The organism is uncultured Microbulbifer sp. (assembly GCF_913055755.1).
In the GTDB taxonomy this organism is placed as follows: domain Bacteria; phylum Pseudomonadota; class Gammaproteobacteria; order Pseudomonadales; family Cellvibrionaceae; genus Microbulbifer.
The window spans coordinates 1-19,727 of record NZ_CAJXKH010000005.1 but is presented as its reverse complement, the minus strand read 5'-3'; the positions used below and the strand labels follow the sequence as shown (position 1 = coordinate 19,727).

General features: G+C 58.4%; 16 protein-coding genes, 1 tRNA gene and 1 pseudogene. 10 read left to right on the top strand and 8 right to left on the bottom strand.

The window, feature by feature from the left end; genetic code table 11:
- Positions 1 to 93: 93 nt before the first annotated feature.
- The gene (locus QZ511_RS02095; protein ID WP_295798234.1) at positions 94 to 1,389 is read right to left on the bottom strand and encodes an MgtC/SapB family protein; all 1,296 of its coding nucleotides are present in this window, start codon (positions 1,387 to 1,389) and stop codon (positions 94 to 96) included.
- 194 nt (positions 1,390 to 1,583) lie between these two features.
- Positions 1,584 to 3,950 (bottom strand): arylsulfatase, encoded by a 2,367-nt coding sequence (locus QZ511_RS02090; RefSeq protein WP_295798232.1) that lies wholly within the window; start codon positions 3,948 to 3,950, stop codon positions 1,584 to 1,586.
- Positions 3,951 to 4,598: 648 nt separating this feature from the next.
- Between QZ511_RS02090 and QZ511_RS02085 the strand changes: the two genes are divergently transcribed.
- Positions 4,599 to 5,933, top strand: coding sequence for a site-specific integrase (locus tag QZ511_RS02085; protein ID WP_295798230.1), 1,335 nt, complete (start codon positions 4,599 to 4,601; stop codon positions 5,931 to 5,933).
- A gap of 17 nt (positions 5,934 to 5,950) precedes the next feature.
- On the opposite strand, the gene QZ511_RS02080 is transcribed toward QZ511_RS02085, so the two are convergent.
- Positions 5,951 to 6,430 carry a hypothetical protein gene (locus tag QZ511_RS02080; protein WP_295798228.1) on the bottom strand — a complete coding sequence of 160 codons (480 nt, stop codon included), beginning with the start codon at positions 6,428 to 6,430 and terminating at the stop codon, positions 5,951 to 5,953.
- Between the two features lie 485 nt (positions 6,431 to 6,915).
- Between QZ511_RS02080 and QZ511_RS02075 the strand changes: the two genes are divergently transcribed.
- From QZ511_RS02075 to QZ511_RS02065, 3 genes are all read left to right on the top strand, one after another.
- The gene (locus QZ511_RS02075; RefSeq protein WP_295798226.1) at positions 6,916 to 7,464 is read left to right on the top strand and encodes a recombinase family protein; all 549 of its coding nucleotides are present in this window, start codon (positions 6,916 to 6,918) and stop codon (positions 7,462 to 7,464) included.
- Between the two features lie 680 nt (positions 7,465 to 8,144).
- Entirely contained in the window at positions 8,145 to 8,675 is a 531-nt protein-coding gene (locus tag QZ511_RS02070; RefSeq protein ID WP_295798224.1) for a GIY-YIG nuclease family protein, read from the top strand.
- A 100-nt stretch (positions 8,676 to 8,775) separates the two neighbouring features.
- Complete coding sequence (locus QZ511_RS02065; RefSeq protein ID WP_295798221.1) at positions 8,776 to 9,591, top strand: helix-turn-helix domain-containing protein; 816 nt, start codon at positions 8,776 to 8,778, stop codon at positions 9,589 to 9,591.
- A 300-nt stretch (positions 9,592 to 9,891) separates the two neighbouring features.
- On the opposite strand, the gene QZ511_RS02060 is transcribed toward QZ511_RS02065, so the two are convergent.
- Both QZ511_RS02060 and QZ511_RS02055 read right to left on the bottom strand, forming a co-directional pair.
- Entirely contained in the window at positions 9,892 to 10,194 is a 303-nt protein-coding gene (locus tag QZ511_RS02060) for a hypothetical protein (protein WP_295798219.1), read from the bottom strand.
- Positions 10,195 to 10,437: 243 nt separating this feature from the next.
- Positions 10,438 to 10,599 (bottom strand): hypothetical protein, encoded by a 162-nt coding sequence (locus QZ511_RS02055; RefSeq protein WP_295798217.1) that lies wholly within the window; start codon positions 10,597 to 10,599, stop codon positions 10,438 to 10,440.
- A gap of 467 nt (positions 10,600 to 11,066) precedes the next feature.
- Here QZ511_RS02055 and QZ511_RS02050 point away from each other — a divergent pair, with 467 nt between their 5' ends.
- The gene (locus QZ511_RS02050; protein ID WP_295798215.1) at positions 11,067 to 11,819 is read left to right on the top strand and encodes a hypothetical protein; all 753 of its coding nucleotides are present in this window, start codon (positions 11,067 to 11,069) and stop codon (positions 11,817 to 11,819) included.
- A gap of 148 nt (positions 11,820 to 11,967) precedes the next feature.
- On the opposite strand, the gene QZ511_RS02045 is transcribed toward QZ511_RS02050, so the two are convergent.
- Positions 11,968 to 12,055, bottom strand: a tRNA-Ser gene (locus tag QZ511_RS02045).
- Between the two features lie 125 nt (positions 12,056 to 12,180).
- Positions 12,181 to 15,252: a ribonuclease E gene (gene rne / locus QZ511_RS02040; RefSeq protein WP_295798212.1), complete on the bottom strand. Its 3,072-nt coding sequence runs from the start codon at positions 15,250 to 15,252 to the stop codon at positions 12,181 to 12,183.
- 766 nt (positions 15,253 to 16,018) lie between these two features.
- On the opposite strand from rne, the gene rluC reads away from it, so the two are divergent.
- Positions 16,019 to 17,032, top strand: coding sequence for a 23S rRNA pseudouridine(955/2504/2580) synthase RluC (rluC, locus tag QZ511_RS02035; protein ID WP_295798211.1), 1,014 nt, complete (start codon positions 16,019 to 16,021; stop codon positions 17,030 to 17,032).
- Positions 17,033 to 17,082: 50 nt separating this feature from the next.
- Positions 17,083 to 17,727 carry an HAD-IA family hydrolase gene (locus QZ511_RS02030; RefSeq protein ID WP_295798207.1) on the top strand — a complete coding sequence of 215 codons (645 nt, stop codon included), beginning with the start codon at positions 17,083 to 17,085 and terminating at the stop codon, positions 17,725 to 17,727.
- Positions 17,728 to 17,778: 51 nt separating this feature from the next.
- Here the strand turns inward: QZ511_RS02030 and QZ511_RS02025 are convergent, their stop codons facing one another.
- On the bottom strand, positions 17,779 to 18,570 hold the full coding sequence (locus tag QZ511_RS02025) for a Maf family protein (protein WP_366935615.1): 792 nt from the start codon (positions 18,568 to 18,570) through the stop codon (positions 17,779 to 17,781).
- On the opposite strand from QZ511_RS02025, the gene QZ511_RS02020 reads away from it, so the two are divergent.
- The 3 genes and pseudogenes from QZ511_RS02020 to QZ511_RS02010 all read left to right on the top strand — a co-directional run.
- Entirely contained in the window at positions 18,553 to 19,038 is a 486-nt protein-coding gene (locus QZ511_RS02020; RefSeq protein WP_295798204.1) for a YceD family protein, read from the top strand. The genes QZ511_RS02025 and QZ511_RS02020 overlap by 18 nt on opposite strands.
- A gap of 78 nt (positions 19,039 to 19,116) precedes the next feature.
- Positions 19,117 to 19,311: a 50S ribosomal protein L32 gene (gene rpmF / locus QZ511_RS02015; protein WP_295798199.1), complete on the top strand. Its 195-nt coding sequence runs from the start codon at positions 19,117 to 19,119 to the stop codon at positions 19,309 to 19,311.
- A 27-nt stretch (positions 19,312 to 19,338) separates the two neighbouring features.
- Positions 19,339 to 19,727: pseudogene (locus QZ511_RS02010) on the top strand (phosphate acyltransferase); the annotation flags it as partial.

The window sequence follows — 19,727 nt, the reverse complement described above, 5'->3', positions numbered from 1 at the left end:
ATAAGACTAGCCAAAGGGATGGGCGCCGTGTCACGTATAAACAGTGCATATAGCGCATGGAAGTTTCGTATCGGTAGATTATTCAGTTTTTTATTAAGGCCACAGCCAGAGCACCGCAATCCCGGCCGCAAAAGGAACGGCGAACAACTTCAGCACACTGCGAAGCAGTGCCGGGCCGCCCAGGGCGCCGGCAATACCCGCCTTGAAAGTGAGGTTGGCCAGGCTCGCAATCACCATCGCGCGCCACGCGGCGTTGACCTCCATGGCTCCCTGGGCGGCAAGGTTTGCGGAAGAAAGCGTAATTGCGTCCACGTCGGTAAACCCGGAAATCAATGCCACAACGTAAATGCCCCGGTTGCCGAAGTACTCTTTGGCTGCGGCGATCGCCACTAACACGACCGCGTAGAGCGCGCCAAATATAAGCGCGGGTTTGAGTTCCGCAGGGTTGCCCGGTTCCGGCATCGAGTCTGTGCGCTGCGGGATCCGAAAGTAGGTGAGGGCGCAGATTATCAGGCTGACACCAAACAGCAGCAGCAGCGGCGGCAGGAAATCCGGGAGCTTGCGCGGTGCCACTACGCCAATTTCCACAAACATGCGGATAAACATGCTGGTGGATGCGATCAGTATTACCAGTGCCGCGGGCCTGAGGCCTTTCTGTTGGTCGTGGGCCTGGCGCGCATAGGTCACAGTGGTAGCGGTAGACGAGATCAGCCCGCCGATAAGGCCGCTCAACAAAATGCCGGCGCGGCCACCAACCAGTTTGTAGGCGGCATAGCCGCCAAGGCCGATGCCGACGATCAGTACGACGAGGAGCCAGATGGCAAAGGGATTCAGTACATCGTAGGGGCCGAAGGTGCGGTTGGGAAGGATTGGCAGAATGATCAGCGACAAAACCGCAAACTGCATGACCGAGCGCAAATCCCGTTCCGACAGCTTTTTCGCGAACTTGTGCATGCCCGGCTTGAATTGCAGCAGTACTGCAATGGTGCCGCCCACCATGACAGCGATCGTCTTGTCGCCCAATACCAGAAATGCGCCGAGCAGAAAAACCAGTAAGGCGCTGACTTCTGTCGTGATACCTCGCTGATCACTCTCTCCCCGCAGGCGTTCCAGGTTGCCGAGCAATATCAGCGCGATTACCGCCAGCAGTCCCACCAGTAGTAGCCACCCCATATTCGGGTTCTGGCTCAGCTTCGCGGTGAGCGCGCCCAGAAGTGCGATCAGCGGAAAGGTGCGGATCCCGCCAATCCGGTCGGTGGTTCTTTCTCTTTGCAATCCGATCAGCAGTCCGAGGCCGAGCGCGATCGCGAAAGACAGGATACTTTCGGCATCTACGAACGCAGAGGTCAGGGCGTCCGGACTGGCATTGGCTGACGAGGGTGCTTCCATGTACGGGGCAAAAATGTGACGGGGTGGTATACCTGTCTGTTGTTTATTGGAATAGTTTAATTGTAGTGGACTGTAACTCGACTGCTGTTTGGTTGTAGAGACGGGGAAGCGAGGCAGGTACCGTTGAATTGTCAGACTTTTCCGGCGTTGCCGGTTGGCAGACCATTTCCCCCTTTGAAATTTCGGTGTGCCAATTATTCGTGTGCCTCGACCTGCTTTTTGTCGGTGGGCGTCAGTGAAATGACTACCCGATCCAGGAGCCCGCTGAAAGTACTCTCATCCCGGTTGTAGTCCTTCGACACAGGGGTACCGGTATCGCTACCCACGTCGAACGTTTCTGACAGTGAAAACGTTACCGGCATAGTGCGGTCGATACTACCTTCCCCGGCCTTTTCCCCATTGATGTACAGGGTGACGGTTCCAGTGGTCGGGCTGGTTGCTGTGTAGTCTGCCCTCAGTTCCACGTCTCCGGCAGGTAACGTCTTGTCTGACTTTACCTGGAAGCGATCCTCGTTGAAGGTATTGTACTCGTAGGCGAGGCGATCATCTTTGACATAAAAGGCGTAACCGCCATATAGGCCGCCAGAGCACACGAGCACGCCGTTGGCACCCCCTTTGGGAATGTTTGCGTAGGCCGTTATTGTATGGCTCCTGTTCTTGATCGGTGGCGAGTAGGGCTCGGCGATCCGGACCGCGCCCGGCGGATAGTAGATGTACTCGGGGCGAACCGGAGCGAATTGTTTGACGACGTTGGAGAGTCTTGTGGCGATATCATCGTAGAGCGGGAAAACATTGTATTTCCAGGCTTCTTCCTCCCAGGCCGCTTTGAGCTCTTCCAGTTTTTTCGGGTGTACTTTGGCTAGGTTATTGGACTCCGAAAAGTCCTCTGCCACATGGTAGAGTTCCCAGACATCCTCCTCGAAGGGAAAAGTACCTGCGATAATCCAAGGCATGCGTCCGCCATGAATTGTCACTGCCTTCCACCCATCCAGGTATATGGCGCGATTGCCAAATAGTTCATAGTACTGGCGGGTGCGCCGGTCTGGCGCTTCTGCATCGTTGAACGAATAGACCATACTGATTCCGTCGAAGGGCATCTGCTTGATGCCGTCGATTTCCTCGAGTGGTTCCAGTCTCAGCACCTCCATGATCGTCGGAACAATATCGATAATGTGATGGTACTGGTCGCGGATCTGACCTTTTGCCTTGATCCCCGCTGGCCAGTGAATGATGAGTGGGTCCTGTACTCCGCCGCGGTGAACCACCTGCTTGAAATATTTGAACGGGGTATTGCCTGCCATGGCCCAGCCGGCGTGAAAATGATTGTTGGTGGATTCCGAGCCCCATTCACCGTAGCGTTCGAGATTCTCTTCTAGCTTCGTCTGCAAATTGTTGGTGAGCAGCATCTCGTTGTGCGTACCGGACAGGCCGCCCTCTGCGCTGGAGCCGTTGTCCGAGCTTACAATGATCAAGGTGTTATCCAGTTCGCCGACGCGTTCTAGCGTGGAAATCATCCGGCCGATTTCCATATCGACATGATCGAGCTGTGCGGCGAAAGCCTCCATCTGCCGAGCGTACACTTTTTTCTCGTCGTTGCTGAGACTGTTCCAGGCGGGGATCTCCTTGGGTCGCTCTGTCAGTTTCGTGCCGGGTGGGATAAGGCCCATCTCCAGCTGCCGCGCGTGAATCATCTCGCGGGCCTTGTCCCAGCCCATATTGAACTTGCCCTTGTACTTGTCGAGAAACCCCTGAGGCGCGTGGTGTGGAGCGTGTACGGCGCCCGGCGCCCAGAACATGAAAAACGGTCGCTCGGGATCAATAGACTTCTGGCCGGTGATGTAGTGAATGGCCTTGTCTGCCATATCAGTTGACAGGTGGTAATCCGGGTTACCGCGCGCGGGTTCTACGGGTGTGTGCCCCGAGAACATGACCGGGGTGAAGTTATTGGCATCGGCCGCCATGAAGGTGTAGGTGTGATCGAAACCGTCATTGGTCGGCCAATAATCGAATGGCCCGACCTGATGTACCTGAAATGTTGGTGTGTGGTCCCACTTGCCGAGCGCATAAGTCGTCCAGCCACCTTCCTGGGCAATACGCGCTACCTCCTGGGCCGACAGCGGCACACGGCCCGCATATCCAGGGAATGGCATGGCGGTGAGGGCATGGGATCCGAGTCCGATGGAATGATGATTGCGCCCGGTGAGAATAGAGGCGCGGGAAGATGAGCACAGTGCGGTGGTATGAAAGTTGTTGTAGCGCAGGCCATTGGCGGCGAGACGATCAATATTTGGGGTCTCGGTCAGTCCGCCATAGCTGCCGAGATGCCCGTAACCTGCATCGTCCAGCAGGATGAGAAGCACGTTGGGGGCGCTCGCGGGAGGGCGCTCTTCCTCCGGCCATGCCGGCGTGGAATCCTGGTACCGCTTGGCGATTACGCCTTTGAAGCCTTCTACAGTCTTCGTTTCCACCTTCTGATCGGGGCTCTCTGCAGAAAGATGCAGGCTGGGGCCTGTAGCCAGAAGCACCGCTAAGATAGTGCTTTTGAGAGCTGCGGACTTCATGGTGATTTTCCTTGTGTTTGAATAAATTTCCTTTTGCAGCGGACGAGGAATCCTGCATAGGTCATTTAGCGATCGCCGCAGTTCAAGTGAACTGGGGGCTTGTTCGCGGCGGATACAGTTCCGTGGAAAACGGCTGGCTACTTATTTATCGACGTTGACATTCCCCTTGGGTATTTCGACGCAGAAGTATTAACCGCTAATAGTCACAGTATTTGTAGGGATAGCAGATTTTGTGCGGGTGTCTAGATAGGCTTTTTCGAACTTCAAGCTTGAGCGTGCCAAGTAGCTGAGATGGTTTTCGCGGGCTGTGAGTGCTGTGGCTCGAACGGGGGTTCTCATCCAAAACTACCCCAGCACCATACAAAAAAGCCCGGCATAAAGCCGGGCTCTTTTGTATGGCGGTGGGGCAGGGATGAGCTTCGCTGCGCTCGCTGGTCTCCGCCGGCTTTGCCAGCTCCGGCTCGAACGGGGTTCTCATCCAAATCTACCCCAGCGCCATACAAAAAAGCCCGGCATAAAGCCGGGCTCTTTTATATGGCGGTGGGGCAGGGACGAAGAGCCAAACCGGCTACAACCCGCAAAGCCCCGTGAATACTGGGTTTCAGAGGCCTCGGAGGGTAACATGTAAGGTAACAAGAGGTTCCTCCGATGTCCGACACCAAGTACCTGACCCAGAACAGCAGCGGCCTCTGGCAGTTCTTCTGGCGAGTCCCGTCCGACTGTATCGACGCCTTCGATGGGAAGAAGTACGTCAAGCGCAGCCTGGAGACTCACAGTCTCCGCACAGCCCAGCGCCGACGCCAGCAGATGCTCGCGGAGTGCCTTCGCATTGTTGACGAGGTCCGGGCGGGCAGTGACGAGCGCTCGCGGTTTAAGGTACATGCCCGCGCTGTCGCGAAAGCCGACCCCGCCGACCTGGAAGCCGCATACCTGGAAAGCCTGGAGAAGGAGCCGACCTCTCCCGATGAAAAGGCATTCAAGGAAGCGCTGCGAGCTGAATACAAGGGCCACGTCTCAGAGCTGGCCAAGTGCACGCTCAAGGAGGCGCTGGGAGTCTACAAGAAGGACAGGGAAGGGCGGGTGTCTGACAAGACCCTGTCTCACGCTTCGCGGGCTGTCGAGACCTACCTGGAGCACACGCGGAAGGCAGATGTCACCCTAGAGTCCATCAAGCGGCCAGATGTGAAGCAGTACATCCAGGCCAGCGCAGCGACGGCCAAGGGGAAGACCATCAGCAACCGTCTCACGTTCATGTCGGCCATTTTCAAAGCGGCGCAGGACTACGGCCACATCGACGAGAGCAAGCGCAACCCCTTCGACGGGCACCGAGTCGAGCGCAAAGACAGCCAGAGTTTCCAGCAGTTCACGAAGCAAGAGCTTCGAGCAATCTTCGACGCTACCGAGAAGTACCGAGAGAAGTCGAAGGATTACCACAAGTTCCTCCTCCCTCGCTTGGCGTACGCGACCGGGTGCCGCCTGGAGGAGCTTTGTTCCCTGCAGCGAGCCCAGATCAGGGAAGAGGGCAGCATCGTCTACATCGCTATTGCGGAGGGGGTCGACGTCTACAAGGGCAAGACTCTCAACGCGGGGCGCCGGATCCCCATACACAGCTCACTGGCGGCAGAGGTTCTACGCTGGCGCGACAGCGACGACCACTTACTCCTTTTCCCGGTACTCGAGAGCAAGAGGGCAGACGGCAAGCTGGGCGACAAGTACGGTAAGAGCTTCGGACGTCTGAAGACAGAGCTGGGTATCACTGGCGGCAGACACAAAGGCTTCCACAGTTTCCGCGTACACATGGCGACCAATCTGGAGCAAGCCGAGGTGCCTGAGAGCCGCGCTGTGTGGATCTTGGGGCACACCCGAAATCTGTCGCTGTCGTATGGTTTGTACAGCAAGGGGCCGAGCCTGGAGCAGCTGAGGGTAGACGCTGAGTCGGCTGTGGGTTATGGACTGAGGGAGGAGCTAGGGGGCGCGTGGTAGCGCCCCGACAAGAAACCTTACTTACCGCAAGAAACTGACAGCTCTGGATTCTCTGCTGCGTGGATGTTGATATTCAGGAAAGAGTCGCGGAGCATTTGACTGGCCTGAGCGTCCGTCATCTTAAAGTAAGACACCATCTGCAAAAGAGTCGGGACAGGCGAATCTTCGCCTAGCATGTTGGCGAAATCTTCTTCTAGCTGTTCGTTACACTTGGCCCGCGACACCAGCGCCACAGGAGCCTCGTAGATCGAAGTAAAAACGAGCTTATGGTCATTGGTCGCTGAGACTTTCATAAACTTTGTTTTCAATTCATCGTCGGACTCTTCGCTCTTCTCCCTCAGCTCTTCCGCCTTTACGAGCATGAGCATGTTCAAGTTGTTAACTAGAAGCTCAAAATGATTGGTGGGGTTGTTAGCTAAAACATTGCCGAACGACTGGGCGTACGCGCCACTAGCGCCCAAGCACGCAAACATCACCCCTAAGAAGTACTTCTTCATTACAGATCCCCCTGTATCATTTTTGTTGAAATCGTCTTAGCTAAGACTCGGCAATCATACCGGCATCACAGTCTTAACGCACAGCCGCTGCAATCTTCCCACCGAGAAGATGAACCCAGCATGAAACAGGGAGAGACCGAGGCCGACGCGGTGCCCACATCGAAAATGAGCCAAAAATTTCTGCACGTATTTAAATAATATCACCGCCCCAGTTTCCCCCGTGGGGGGGTGGGTAGGCCCCCGGTCAACTCAACGCCTTCCCTCAGTCCACGCCGCGTCCACCACTCGCCAACGCCGCGCCAGCTCCAGGCCCTCACTTATCACTACAGATACAAGGCCAACCCCTTGTACCAGAGGTCGACCCAGTGTGTACCGCTATGGGTATATCCACACGGGTACAGCAAAAAGGTGTACCGATTATTGTATTTATAAGTGGATTGCGGTACTGTTCGCTTACTGTCTATAACCCTAATGAGTACACAGCAATGACCACATTCCTCTACGCCCGCGTCTCTACCAATGACCAGAACACAGCCAGCCAAGTAGAAGCGCTGACCGCTGCCTACCCGGACGGAGTGCTGAGGGAAGAGAAGGCAAGCGCGACCACAATGGAGCGTCCTGTGCTGCGTCTCCTGCTGGACATGCTGCACAAGGGAGACACCTTGGTCGTGTGGAAGCTGGACAGGCTGGCAAGGAATACCGCTGACCTACTGGCGATTGTCGATCACATCCGGGAGCGCAGCGCTAGCCTGAAGATCCACGACCAGAGCATCGACACAGGCACAGCGTCGGGCCGCGCCTTCCTGCAGATGCTTGGCGTCTTCGCTGAGTTCGAGACCAATTTGCGCAAAGAGCGGCAGATGGCCGGGATCCAGAAGGCGAAGGCTGAGGGTCGATACACCGGGCGACCAGCCAAGATCGACCCCGAGGCTGTCCGGCAGTGCCTGGAGGTGGATAAGCTGTCTTACCGCGCCACCGCGAAGAAGTTGGGCATAGCGCTGTCGAGTGTACAGAGGTTGGCAAAGAGTGTCTGAGGCCTCCTGTATGCCCACCTGAGGCCCTCTCAGCGTCAACCCGCTGCCGTTTGATTGGGTTGGTTTCAGCGCCGGAGAGAGGGCGCCTGAGGGTCTCTCCGGGTGTAGTCTTTCATTCCCGTTTTCTGCTTTTCAGTAGGACATAATTAACCCGACCTATAGGAGGCCCCCCGTCCGTCCCAAGGTATACACCTAGTGGTAAGACAGGGTGACCCTGTGTGTACCACGGTAGTGGTGATACAGGGGTGTAGGCCTGTGCTCCTCCCTTCCTCCTATCCCTTACAGGTAATAACCATACCCAGTACAGCTAGACGTAAGACTCTGTGATGAACCCCGACAGGGGCAGACACAGAGCAGTGACCACCGCTGTATTGGTAGGGATTGATAGGAAGAGATGAGAGCCAGCGAAGGACTACAGCCTTTCGCTCAGTCTCAGGAGGTCAACCAGGCGTCCACCCGGCGCTCTGGTGTCTTCCTCCCTACTGTTATGGGTTGTGTGTGCTTAAGGCCGACCCGGTGTCATCGTTTGGTGGCGCTGGGTCGGCCTTTTATTTTGGGGTTATGACGTGCCACAGGCCTGGCCACGCGTCTGTGTGTCGGCCCCTGCTGTAAACAAACTCTCATAAAATAATTAACCCGACCTTTAGGAATAATCCAACACACCAACCTAAGGTCACCCCATGAAAACCAAAACCCAACTCGCCGCCGAAGCCCGCCAATCCGGACGCAAGTTCTTCGCCGCCACCTGCCGCCGACACGGTGCCAACTCACAGCACTACGTCAGCGCCGTCATGTGTAAGCAGTGTGTCTCAGAGCAGACCAAGCGCTACTACTCGACCCCCAAAGGTAAGGCCGCAGCCGCAAGACAGACCGCCAAGCGGTTTGGTAACGAAGTTGACCGCTACGTCTACCTGATGAAGTGCGAGATCGCTGGTCTCGCTTATATCGGCTCAACCACAATGGCCCCGTCACGCCGCCGGATCGACAACTTCAACAAGTTGCGCAGCGGGTCTCACCACAATCCAGCGCTACAAGCGGCCTTCGATGAGCACGGTGAGAAGTCCTTCTCCTTCGAGATGCTGGCGCACTTCCCCGGCCAACCTGAGGAGACGCTGCGCCAGTATGAACAGTTCTACCTGGACGCCGGAGAGGTTCGGGGTCTGCGTCTGGTGAACGTGAAGCGGGCTAGCGTAGCGGCTCCCCAACGCTGAAACCGGAGAAGAGGAGTGGATCCTGGCCGACGGCTACCACCGCACCACGGCTTACAAGGCGCTGGGGCGTCGTACCACGATGGCTCGGATTCACCGGGACATGACTGAAGAGCAGGCCAAGCTGTTCGCCTATGCGGCCAACGTCCACGGCAAGAAAACCCTGAACCGCGAGGACACGACGCAGTACGTCGGGTTCCTGCTCTGTGACATGGAGAATAGTCGCGAGTACTTTTGTGATGGGTATGCGCTGAACATCGACCGTCTACACGCATTCACGCAGATCCCCAAGCGGACGCTGGAGCTGGCGACCAAGGAACTGCGTGAGTATCTGAAGGAGCGTCGCAACATTCGCATTGCGGTGCTTTCGGAGAGCGGTATGTCAAACCGTGAGATCGCAAGAGAGATAGGCGTCGGCAAGGACACTGTGAACTCGGTGGTGAGTAGCGGCGGAAAAGCGCAAGTTGCGGAAAACCGCCAGTCCCAAGGCACCCAAAGTCCACCCAAAGCTCCCGACGTCGAAACTACGACCTCTAAAGACGAAACCCCGCCCTGGCTCCAAGATCTCCCCGTCATTGACGACGATATGGATGAGGGTCTGCCGGAAGACTTCGACGCGAAACTGGAAGCGCTGCAGGAGCACGACCAGAAAGGCTGGGACACCATTGCGCGGAACATGGCGAAGGCGGTGAAGAAGGACAAGAGCAAGACTGTCCAGAAGACCATGTCTCAAATCACCGACGAGTTCGCGAAGTCCCTCGACTACTTCGCAGTGAAGTGCATGAACGCCGAGGAACGTAACCCCGACCTATCAGAAATAGCAAAACGCATCGTCACCCGACACCCACTCCCCGTACATACCCCCGTACATACCCGCCGTACACACCGTACATGTACAGGCTGTACACCCGACCCTTAGCACATGTACACCCGAGGACCGACCCCATGGCCACCCCCAGCAATGACAGCAGGCTAGAGACAGACACCCCTTATCACCAAGCGCAGCGCTACCACTTCAGTGAATGGGTACAGCGCGGCCTGTCCGCAGGCCTGACACCCGGACAGATCGCGAAGGCACTGGGCCGACCGCTTAAAAACGTTCGTTGGTTGATTGAAGAAGAGGAAGAGAAGAGAGCGAAGCGAAGTGGAGACAGTTGTGACGTAGAGACTACCGAGGGAAAAGAGAGAAACCCCCGGTAGTCTGTAAGTAGACGCAGCGTCACACCGCGTCTACCTGTATCAATTCAGGATAAGCGGAAAGACCCCAGAAGGTCTGACCGAAAGCGTCACAGCGCTCGACGGCGTTTGCGGGTTGAGACGCTGAGAGGACCCAGCGTGACGCCGCGCCTGGAGCAAGTTCGGTGAAGTCTGACAATTCGCACTCGCTGCTAATTGCGTCCTTGAAAAGGGTTGTCACATCAATTTGTTTATTCATTTTCGCTCTCTTTTTAAAGTGTTTTTCTGTCTGCCCGTTGCGGGTAGGCGCGGGATGATAGCCGCTGGCGGTTGGCGCGTAAATCATCTTTAAAAATTTCTCTTATTGATCCCATTACCCGACCTATAGGTAACAGGAAATTACCTAGCCTGTTACCGGCGAATCGGAAGCGCTCGCTTCTTGTTCTGGACCGTCATGCATTTAGCCCCAACCCGGGGCTTTTGTTTCGTTTACTACTCCCAATGCAATTGAGCACCCCCAACCATGAACCACAAACCCCAGCGTCAGACCCGGAGCAACACCCGAGAAGTACACATCCGTGTCACTGGCTCAGTCCTGGATGCCTTCGACCGATACGGAAAAGAAATAGCCAGCGAGCGAAACCGCCCGGCTGTCTCCCGCTCCATCGTCTTCGAGCGTCTTGTCACCGACGCACAGCACGCCGGAATCATCCGGTAAACCAAGGCCCACCCGACACACAACCAGGTACACACCATGCACACCACAACCCCCGAACAAATCGAGGCCGTTATTAATGGTCTTTTTCTCCTCCTCTGTCTAATCGGAGTGGCCCTGTGAGCCGCTCTCAGAAGGCGCAGAGTCGACGCCAGGGCAGCGCGAAGTCAGACGCCTGGAAGAACGCAAAGCCAGCGACAGGCGGCCCGAGGCTGTCTGAGATTGTTTCTCCCGTTCCGTATTCCCTACAGGATAAGAATGTGCGAAAGCACACAGCCTCCTTCGACGTGAGCACGAAGCTACTGAAGCGCACGACCAAGGCATATCGCAACCGCTTCCCAGGCGAGAGAGACACAGGGAAGCACGTTATCCACGAAGCCCTGAAAGCTTACTGCAAGGAACTGGAATTCCAGGCGAGGCTAATGGACCGGCTGGGAGCTGACCTAAGCGAATAGACCCCACACCACTTATCACCACGCACACACCACACAGGTAAATAATTCATGAGCAATCACACCCCTATGAGCATGCACGACGAACTGGCAGAAATGCAGGCGCAGCTCGACTCTTACTTCGATAAGGACCCGGAGTTCTCCTCAGAAGCCGAGGCGCAGCAATGGGCCGCTACCCAGAGCCTCGCAGCGTCCCACGCCGAGATTGACCGCCAGTACGCAGAGAAGCGCAAGCAGGAGCAATACGCCACCCCCACAGGCGCGCTGTATGACTCCTATGGACGTCTCCAATCCAGTATGGATGACGACACCATCATCGAGATTGCAGGCACCACCATGAGGCTTGGAGACGCTAAGACAGCGGGTCTGGTCGATGGAGAGGGCTTCTACTCCAATGATGGAGAGGAGACAGAAGACGACGCAGAGGAGCGTCAGGAAAGCCAGCAGTTGCACGGGCAGTTACAACTGGCTGAGACTCTGGTCGGGGCCGAGGCTCTCGAGCGCTGCTGGGAAGATGACCCGGAAGCAATCGAGGCGCTCTCCCTGAAGGCGGGCTGCAGCACCCGCGATACAGTGGAGATGCTGAACGATGCCGTAGACCGTGGAATGGATGAACTGGAAGGACTTATGTCTCACCACTTACCAGGCTACGACATCGACAAGGTTCTGGAGGCGGCGACCAGTAACGCCACAGGAGCGGCAGAGGTACGCCGTGCGGCTGTGGGTCTGGCTCGAGGCAATGGCCGGGCGTTTGCGCAGATGATCCAGCGCTACGCGAAGGACTACGGCTTCCGGTTGCGGTAAGCACAAATGAAAAAGGGGCGGCCCGGAGAATGACGTTTTGTCAGACTTCGAGTCGCCCCTTTTTTTGCTTGCTAACAGGGTAACAAGCTGGGTAACATTTTTGATTCCGAGTCCTCTGCAGGCCGCATGAACTCTAGCTTTCAAATAATGGCGGTGGGGCAGGGATTCGAACCCTGGGACCTGTTACAGTCAACGGTTTTCAAGACCGCCGCTTTCGACCACTCAGCCACCCCACCAATTTGTCCGGCGCATTATACCGGGCTGTTTGCCCGGTACAAGGGCACGGAAAAATTTTTTAGCTAGTTCAATGGGTTAGCTGCATTTTTAAACAGCTAACCCAGTGAACATAGCCCGCGCGTTATCAGCCGGCGGCGGCTGAGTCGGCGTCGTTTTCCGCGGCTTCGGCCTTGTCGCCGCGGGCTACGCGCGGGTCGTTGGCCGGGCGCTGCAGGGCGCGCGGAGAGTGCTCGATGGCTGCGGGCTGGGCGGTGTCCAGCGGGCGCAATTCACCAAGCGAGCGCCGCTCGGTGACGATCTCCAGGCTTTCCAGCGGGCGCGGGTTGATACGCGGGTCGTTACTGGCGCGGGTCGGTTGGCCAGGTTCGCTGGCTACCACTGCCTTCGCTGCGGGCTCGGCGGTTTCTGCTGCGGCCTCTTCGGCCGTGGCTACTTCCGCTTTTTCCGCTACCGGAGCAGCCTGGGCTTCGGCAGCCGGAGCTTGCGGCTCCGCTTCCGCAGCCACTTCGACCTCAGCGCTTTCCTCTTGAGCAGCTTTCTGAGGTGCCTCTTCCGCAGGCTGTTCCGCTGCTGCCTCTGCTTCTGCCTGTGGCTTGGGCTCCTCGCTTGCGGCAGCCACTTTGGCTTCCGCAGCGGGCGCGGGTTCCGCTTGCGCTTGTGCCGGTTGCTGGGCGGGCGCTGCAGCTTTTTGCACCGCTTCCTCGGGCTTCTCGGCTTCTTCGGCCGAGGCCTTATCGGCTGCCGGCTTTTCCGCCGCTTGCGCGGTGTCGGAAGCTACGCTTGCTTTCGCCCAGGGATCCTCCGTTGGAGCCTCTGCCTGTTCAGCGGCAACCGGCTTGGCCGGGGCTTTTTCAGCGGCGGCCTTTTCAGTTGACGGCTGAGCCGGTTTGGCTTCCTCGGCGGTTTCCTGCTTGCGCTGAGGCGCTGCGGCAGGTTTTTCCGCGCGGCGCTTGGATTCCCGTTCCTGCTCGTCAATCGCTTCCGAGACCTCGCGGTTCATTTCGCGGGTCTGTTCGCGATCGGCACCGGATTCGCTCTCGGCTTCGCTACCGCCGCGGCGGCCGCGACGACGAGGCTGCGGGCGGCCACGCACATTGCTGGGGCGGCGAGCGGGACGCTGCTGTTCGCTCTCGGATTCTTCCCGGGTTTCCGCTACCGCGGTGTTATTGGTCTCGACTTCCTGCGCGGTCGCCTGCTGGCGCTCGCGGCGGTCACCGCCGCGACGGCGACGGCTGCGACGCTGGCCTTCGCGCTGCTGGTCGCGCTGGCTGTCCTGGCGGCGCTCGGAGGTGTCTGCGGCTGCAGTTTCTTCCTGGCGCTTCTCGGAACGTTTGCCTTCCTTGCGCTCCTGACGCTGGTCATCGCGGCGGTTGCGGTTGTTGCGACCGCGACCACGGCCGCCACGCTGGCTGCGATTGCGCTGCTGGTAGTCCTTGCCGCGGCCCTTGGTTTTCTTGTGTTTCTTGCCGGACTTCTCGTCTTCACCGCCGAACAGGGCGGCGATGGCGCTGATCAGTTTGCTGAACAGGCCCGGTTTGGGTTTTTCCGCAGTCTTGCTGGCCTGTTTGGGCTTGGCCACCGGGGTCGGGGCCGGTGCGGTGTGTGCGATTTGCTGGACCGCAGGCTGGGAAGGCGCGCGCAATGGCTCTTCTTCTTTGTCTGCTGCGGTCTCATCGATAATGCTGCCGGAAATCTTGTAGGAAGTTTCCAGGGTGGCGGAATCGTCGTCACGCAGGCGCTGAACTTCAAAGTGCGGCGTTTCCAGGTCGGCGTTGGGCACAATCACCACACGGGTGTTGTTGCGGGACTCGATATTGGAAATTGCCTTGCGCTTTTCATTCAGCAGGTATGTGGCCACGTTGACCGGGGTGATTGCCCGGATTTCGGCGCTGCGCTCTTTCTTGGCTTCCTCTTCCACCAAGCGCAGGATGGACAGCGCCAGGGATTTGGTGCCGCGAATGGTGCCCTGGCCGCTACAGCGCGGGCATACGCGGAATGTGGTTTCGCCGAGTGACGGACGCAGGCGCTGACGGGACATTTCCAGCAGGCCGAAGCGGGAAATGCGGCCGACCTGTACCCGGGCGCGGTCCATGCCAAGTGCCTTTTCCATGCGCTTTTCCACTTCGCGCTGGTTGGACTTGTTCTGCATGTCGATAAAGTCGATGACCACCAGGCCGCCCATGTCGCGCAGGCGCAGCTGGCGGGCGATCTCGTCGGCCGCTTCCAGGTTGATGTTGCGGGCAGTCTCCTCGATGTCACCACCCTTGGTGGCGCGGGAGGAGTTGATATCGATGGAAATCAGGGCCTCGGTTACGTCGATGACGATGGAGCCGCCGGAAGGCAGCTTCACTTCGCGCTCGAATGCGGTTTCGATCTGGCTTTCGATCTGGTAACGGTTGAAGAGCGGGATGGCGTCTTCGTAGTACTTCACCTTGTTGGCGTAGTTCGGCATCACCTGGCGGGCAAACTCTGCCGCCAGCTGGTAGGCGCCCTGGTCGTCGACGATGACTTCACCAATGTCGTCGCGCATGTAGTCGCGGATAGCGCGGATGATGACGTTGCTTTCCTGGAACAGGAAGTGGGGCGCTTTTGAGTCGTCGGCTTCTTTCTTGATCGCGGTCCACAGCTGCAGCAGGTAGTTGAGGTCCCACTGCAGTTCTTCACCGCTGCGGCCAACGCCGGCGGTGCGCACGATGATGCCCATGCCGGAGGGCACTTCTACCCCAGACAGCGCATCGCGCAGCTGGCTGCGCTCGTCGCCTTCGATGCGACGGGAGATGCCGCCGGCGCGGGGGTTGTTTGGCATCAGCACCAGGTAGCGACCGGCGAGGCTGATAAAGGTGGTGAGAGCGGCGCCTTTGTTGCCGCGCTCTTCTTTATCGACCTGCACGATGACTTCCATACCTTCCTTGACCACATCCTTGATCTTGATGCGACCTTCGAGCTCTTTGGGCTGCTTGAGGAAGTATTCCCGGGAAATTTCTTTCAGGGGCAGGAAGCCGTGGCGCTCGGCACCATAGTCAACGAATGCGGCTTCGAGGGAGGGTTCTACGCGGGTGATCTTGCCCTTGTAGATATTGGCTTTTTTCTGCTCGCGTGTGCGATTTTCGATATCGAGGTCGTACAGCCATTGGCCATCGACCAGCGCAACACGCAGCTCTTCCGGCTGGGTTGCATTGATGAGCATTCTCTTCATGCGATCGTCTTTTCCTTGCGTTGCGCGAAGGGTAGGGCGTCGCTGAAGCTCGCAGGCTTGTCGTAATTGCGACCGAGACTTGGTAGTCATCGGTGGCGCAGGGGTCTTGCCGCAGAATATTCAGCCACTGGATGGCTGGCACTGCCGGCATGTACCGCTGCTGTAACTCCAAATGCCGAATTCTGGTTGCGGCATTCTTTTCCTGTCGGGTCTTTACATTGCCGGCTTGCCGGCTGTGGACCTGACTGCCACCGGGATTTCTGGGTGGCATGGGTTACACCTCTCATCACTCTGGGGCCGGCTCGTGGCTGGGCCAGTGTGTGTCTTGTTACCGGGGCGCCTTTGGCGCTTGTTTCCCGGGGCCAGTGCGGTCGCTGGCGGCAAATTCGCAGAGTGGGGTGTAACTATTCGAGTCTGTTTCAAGCGCTGCGGGCTTCAGCCCGTCTTACCTTCGCAAAATTCCCGCCTTGCGGGGTTAGGTCGGCGAGAGGGATCTTTTGGGCTGCCGCGGGGATTTGCCCTCAGCGTGCAATGCCTCTGATCTGGTCTCGCCGACAGAGTTTTGTGGATGACGCGGCCATTCCGCGCACCTGCCGATTGGCGGTATTTTCTCGAGAACGGCACCTGAGGTTTTTTATATAGCAGAAAAACCGTGCACCGCCGAAAACCAGCCCCAATACAGGCCGGCCGAATATATCACGTGCGAATAGTCCGCAGCAACGAAATGCGCTTCAATTGCTCTGTCGGTGTCGCTATCATGCGCCCCATGCGAAGTAACCCCCCCAATAAATCGTCCAAGTCGCGCTCTCCCCAGGTCGCTCCCGCTGCTGAATCCGGCGGTGGGACCAGCTCCGGGGTGCAGTTCCTTACCGTGCCTGAAGAACTGGCTGGTCAGAGAATCGACAATTTTCTGCAGGCCCGGCTCAAAGGCGTGCCCCGTTCGCGTATTTACCGGATCCTGCGCAAGGGTGAGGTGCGGGTCAACAAGGGGCGGGTGAAGGCCGAATACCGCCTGCGCGGCGGCGATCAGGTGCGCGTGCCGCCGATTCGGGTCTCCGAGGCTCCGGACTTGCCGGTCGCCGGCGAGCAGCTCCGCCGTGTGCTCGAGGATGCCATACTGTTTGATGAAGGCGGCCTGATGGTGGTCAACAAGCCCGCCGGATTGGCGGTGCACGGCGGCAGCGGTGTGCGCCTTGGGCTGATCGAGGCGCTGCGACAGATGTATCCCAAGAGTCCCTTTATCGAGCTGGTGCATCGCCTTGACCGCGATACCAGTGGCGCGATATTGGTGGCGCGCAAGCGCTCGGTGCTGCTGCATGTGCAGTCAGAGTTGCGGGCGGGGCGTATGGGCAAGTCCTACCTCGCGCTGGCCAGTGGCAAGTGGCCGCGGGCGCAGAAGCTGGTGGAGGCCCCGCTGCGCAAGAATACCCTGAAAAGCGGAGAACGCATTGTCACCGTGGATGGTGAGGGCAAGCCTTCGCGTACGCGCTTCCAGGTAGTGGAGCGCTTCCCCGGGGCGACCCTGGTAGCGGCGGAGCCGATCACCGGGCGCACGCACCAGATTCGGGTGCACGCGCAATTTGTGGGCTGCCCCCTGGCCGGCGACAGCAAGTACACCCCGGATGACGTGAATGCCAGTTTTAAGGAGAAGGGGTTGAAGCGCCTGTTTCTGCATTCGGCAGAGGTGCGCTGTACGCTGCCGGATGGCCGCGCCGTAGCGGTCAAGGCACCGCTGCCGGGGGAGCTTGAGTCGGTGCTGCAGCGCCTGCGTGCGCTTTAGTCCGCGCGCGAGTTGGTCCCTGGGTCTGTTTATAGTCGGGAGTGATATAGATGCTGGTGATACTGGACTGGGACGGCACGGTTTGTAATTCGGAGTCGCGCATCATCGCGTGCATGCAGCGCGCATCCGAGCGGGTGGGGTTGCCGGTGCTTGCCCCCGAGGCGATTGGCAACATCATTGGGCTCGGACTGCCGGAAGCCGTGGCGACCCTGTTTCCCGAGGCAAACAGCGAGCAGCGCCAACACCTGCGGGATTTCTACTCCGAGGAGTGGCTCGCCGCCCGCGCGGAGCCGTTGCCGCTGTTTGATGGTGTGCTGGGTACGCTGGACAAGCTGCTCGGGGCGGGGCATCAGCTTGCGGTAGCGACGGGCAAGAGTCGCCGCGGGCTCGAGCGCGAGTTTGAGGAGCACGGCCTTCGCCATCTGTTCGCGGTCAGTCGCTGCGCAGACGAGACCGCATCCAAACCCGATCCGCGCATGTTGACCGAAATCCTGGCGGAGACCGGTTGTCCGCTGGCGGAGTCTGTGATGGTGGGGGATACGGAGTACGATCTCAATATGGCGGCCGCAGCGCAGATGGCGAGTATCGGCGTCAGTTACGGTGTGCACAGTCGAGAGCGACTGCACGCCTGTCGCCCACACAAGATTATCGATCACTTCTCCGAGTTGCTGGAGTGGCCGCCTCTCGTTGCATGACGGATGCGAGGGTGTGAAAGGCGTCAGTGGTGTGGTGTTCTGCCTGCTGGTTCAGGATTGCGACGGGTCGAGTGGGCTGATGTCGAATTGGGCCAGCATGGAAATAAGTCGAATTAGTGGGAGCCCAATCAGGATATTTGGGTCGGATCCTTCCATTTTTTCGAATAGAGCAATCCCAAGGCCCTCCGCTTTAAACGAACCTGCACAGTCCAGCGGATTGTCGAGCTCGATATAGCGGGCGATTTCCCGGTTCGAGAGCGCGCGAAAGTAGACCGAGTATCGCTCGCATTCAGTGACCTGGAAGCCGGTTTTGGTGTCATAAATGCTGAGCCCGGTGTGGAAGTGCACAGCTTTGCCGGCGCAGAATTGCAGTTGTTCCCTCGCCTTTGCGGCGCTGCCGGGTTTGCCCAGCAGCCTGCCGTCGCACTCCGCGACCTGGTCGGAGCCAATGATCAGGCTGTCGGGAAACTGCTTGCGCAGTGCCGCGGCTTTCTCTGTCGCCAGCCGCCGGGCCAGGGCTTCCGCATCCTCTCCGGGCAATGCTTCTTCATTTATATGAGGTGCGGCGCATTCGAAGGGGACTGTCAGGCGCTCCAGGAGGGCGCGGCGGTAGCTGGAGCTGGAGGCTAGAATCAGGTTGCGCATCGGGTAGATCGGGCTCGCTTCCGGTTTCGGGGAGGGGGTGTGGCACCCCGGTTTTCCGGGACGATGTTGCGCCGGTGGAATTGTTTTGACAAGGCTCAGGTGAGTCCATAGAATTGCGCGCTTATGTCGACACCCCCCGTGAAAACTGCGCTCCCGCGCCGCATAGATGCAAGAAAGCTGGTGCAGCGCGAGCAGCAACTGAGCGGTACCGTGCCGTTGGATTCTCTGCCGCGGCTGGCATCATCAGTTGAATCGGTAGTCGGTGAGGTTCAGGCCGAACTCGCGTTTGGTCGCGACCTTCAGCGCAACCAGATGGCCGATGGCCAGCTGCAGCTGGAGGTCGAGCTGCTATGCCAGCGTTGCCTCAAGCCGGTGACCGAGCACATCGAAGCGGAGTTCAGCTGGGGCTTTGTGTGGTCTGAAGAGCAGGGCAAGAATCTGCCCAAATCTCTGGACCCGGTGATACAGGATGGCGATGAGCTGGATCTGTATCAGGTGTTGGAGGATGAGATTTTGCTCAATCTGCCGATGGTAGCGTTTCACCAGGAAGAATGCGTCTCGCGGGACAAGTTCCACCACGGGGAAGCGGAAGCCGAAGCGGATGAGCAACAGGAAAACCCCTTTAAAGTACTGGAACAGTTGAAGGGTTCGTCAAACAAGTCTTGAGGCTGTTTGAAGGGTTTGGGCTCGCCGGTAGGCGCCCCGGTTCCGGTGTTAACTGTTAGTTATGTTTAGGAGCACCAAATGGCTGTTCAGCAGAACAAGAAAACCCGTTCTCGTCGTGGCATGCGTCGTTCTCACGATGCCCTGAGCGGACCGACTCTGTCCGTAGATCCGACCACCGGTGAGAAGCACCACCGTCACCATGTGACCAAAGACGGTTTCTACCGTGGTCGCAAGGTCGTGGAAGTTGGCGGCGACTCTTCCGAAGAAGAGTAAGCTTTGTCCAGCCAATTACGATTGGCCGTGGATGCGATGGGCGGGGACTTAGGTCCCCGCTCTGTCGTTCCGGCCTGCTCCAGATTTCTTGTCCGATACCCTCAAGTCGAGCTGAAAATTTTCGGCCCGCGCTCCCAGCTACAATCCCTTCTGGTCAAAGAGCCTCCCGCAATCCGCGAGCGCATGAGCGTGGTCCACTGCGAGCAGGTTGTTACTCAGCAATGTAATCCCGTTCACGCCTTGCGTCGCATGCGCGAATCCTCCATGGCGCGCGCTCTGCAGTCGGTGTCCGATGGTGAGTGCCAGGCTATGGTGACTTCGGGCAATACGGGGGCGCTGCTGGCGCTGGGGCGCAGTATTCTCGGTACTGTGCCTGGGGTGCGCAGGCCGGCCTTGGGTAAGTCCATTCCCGCTGC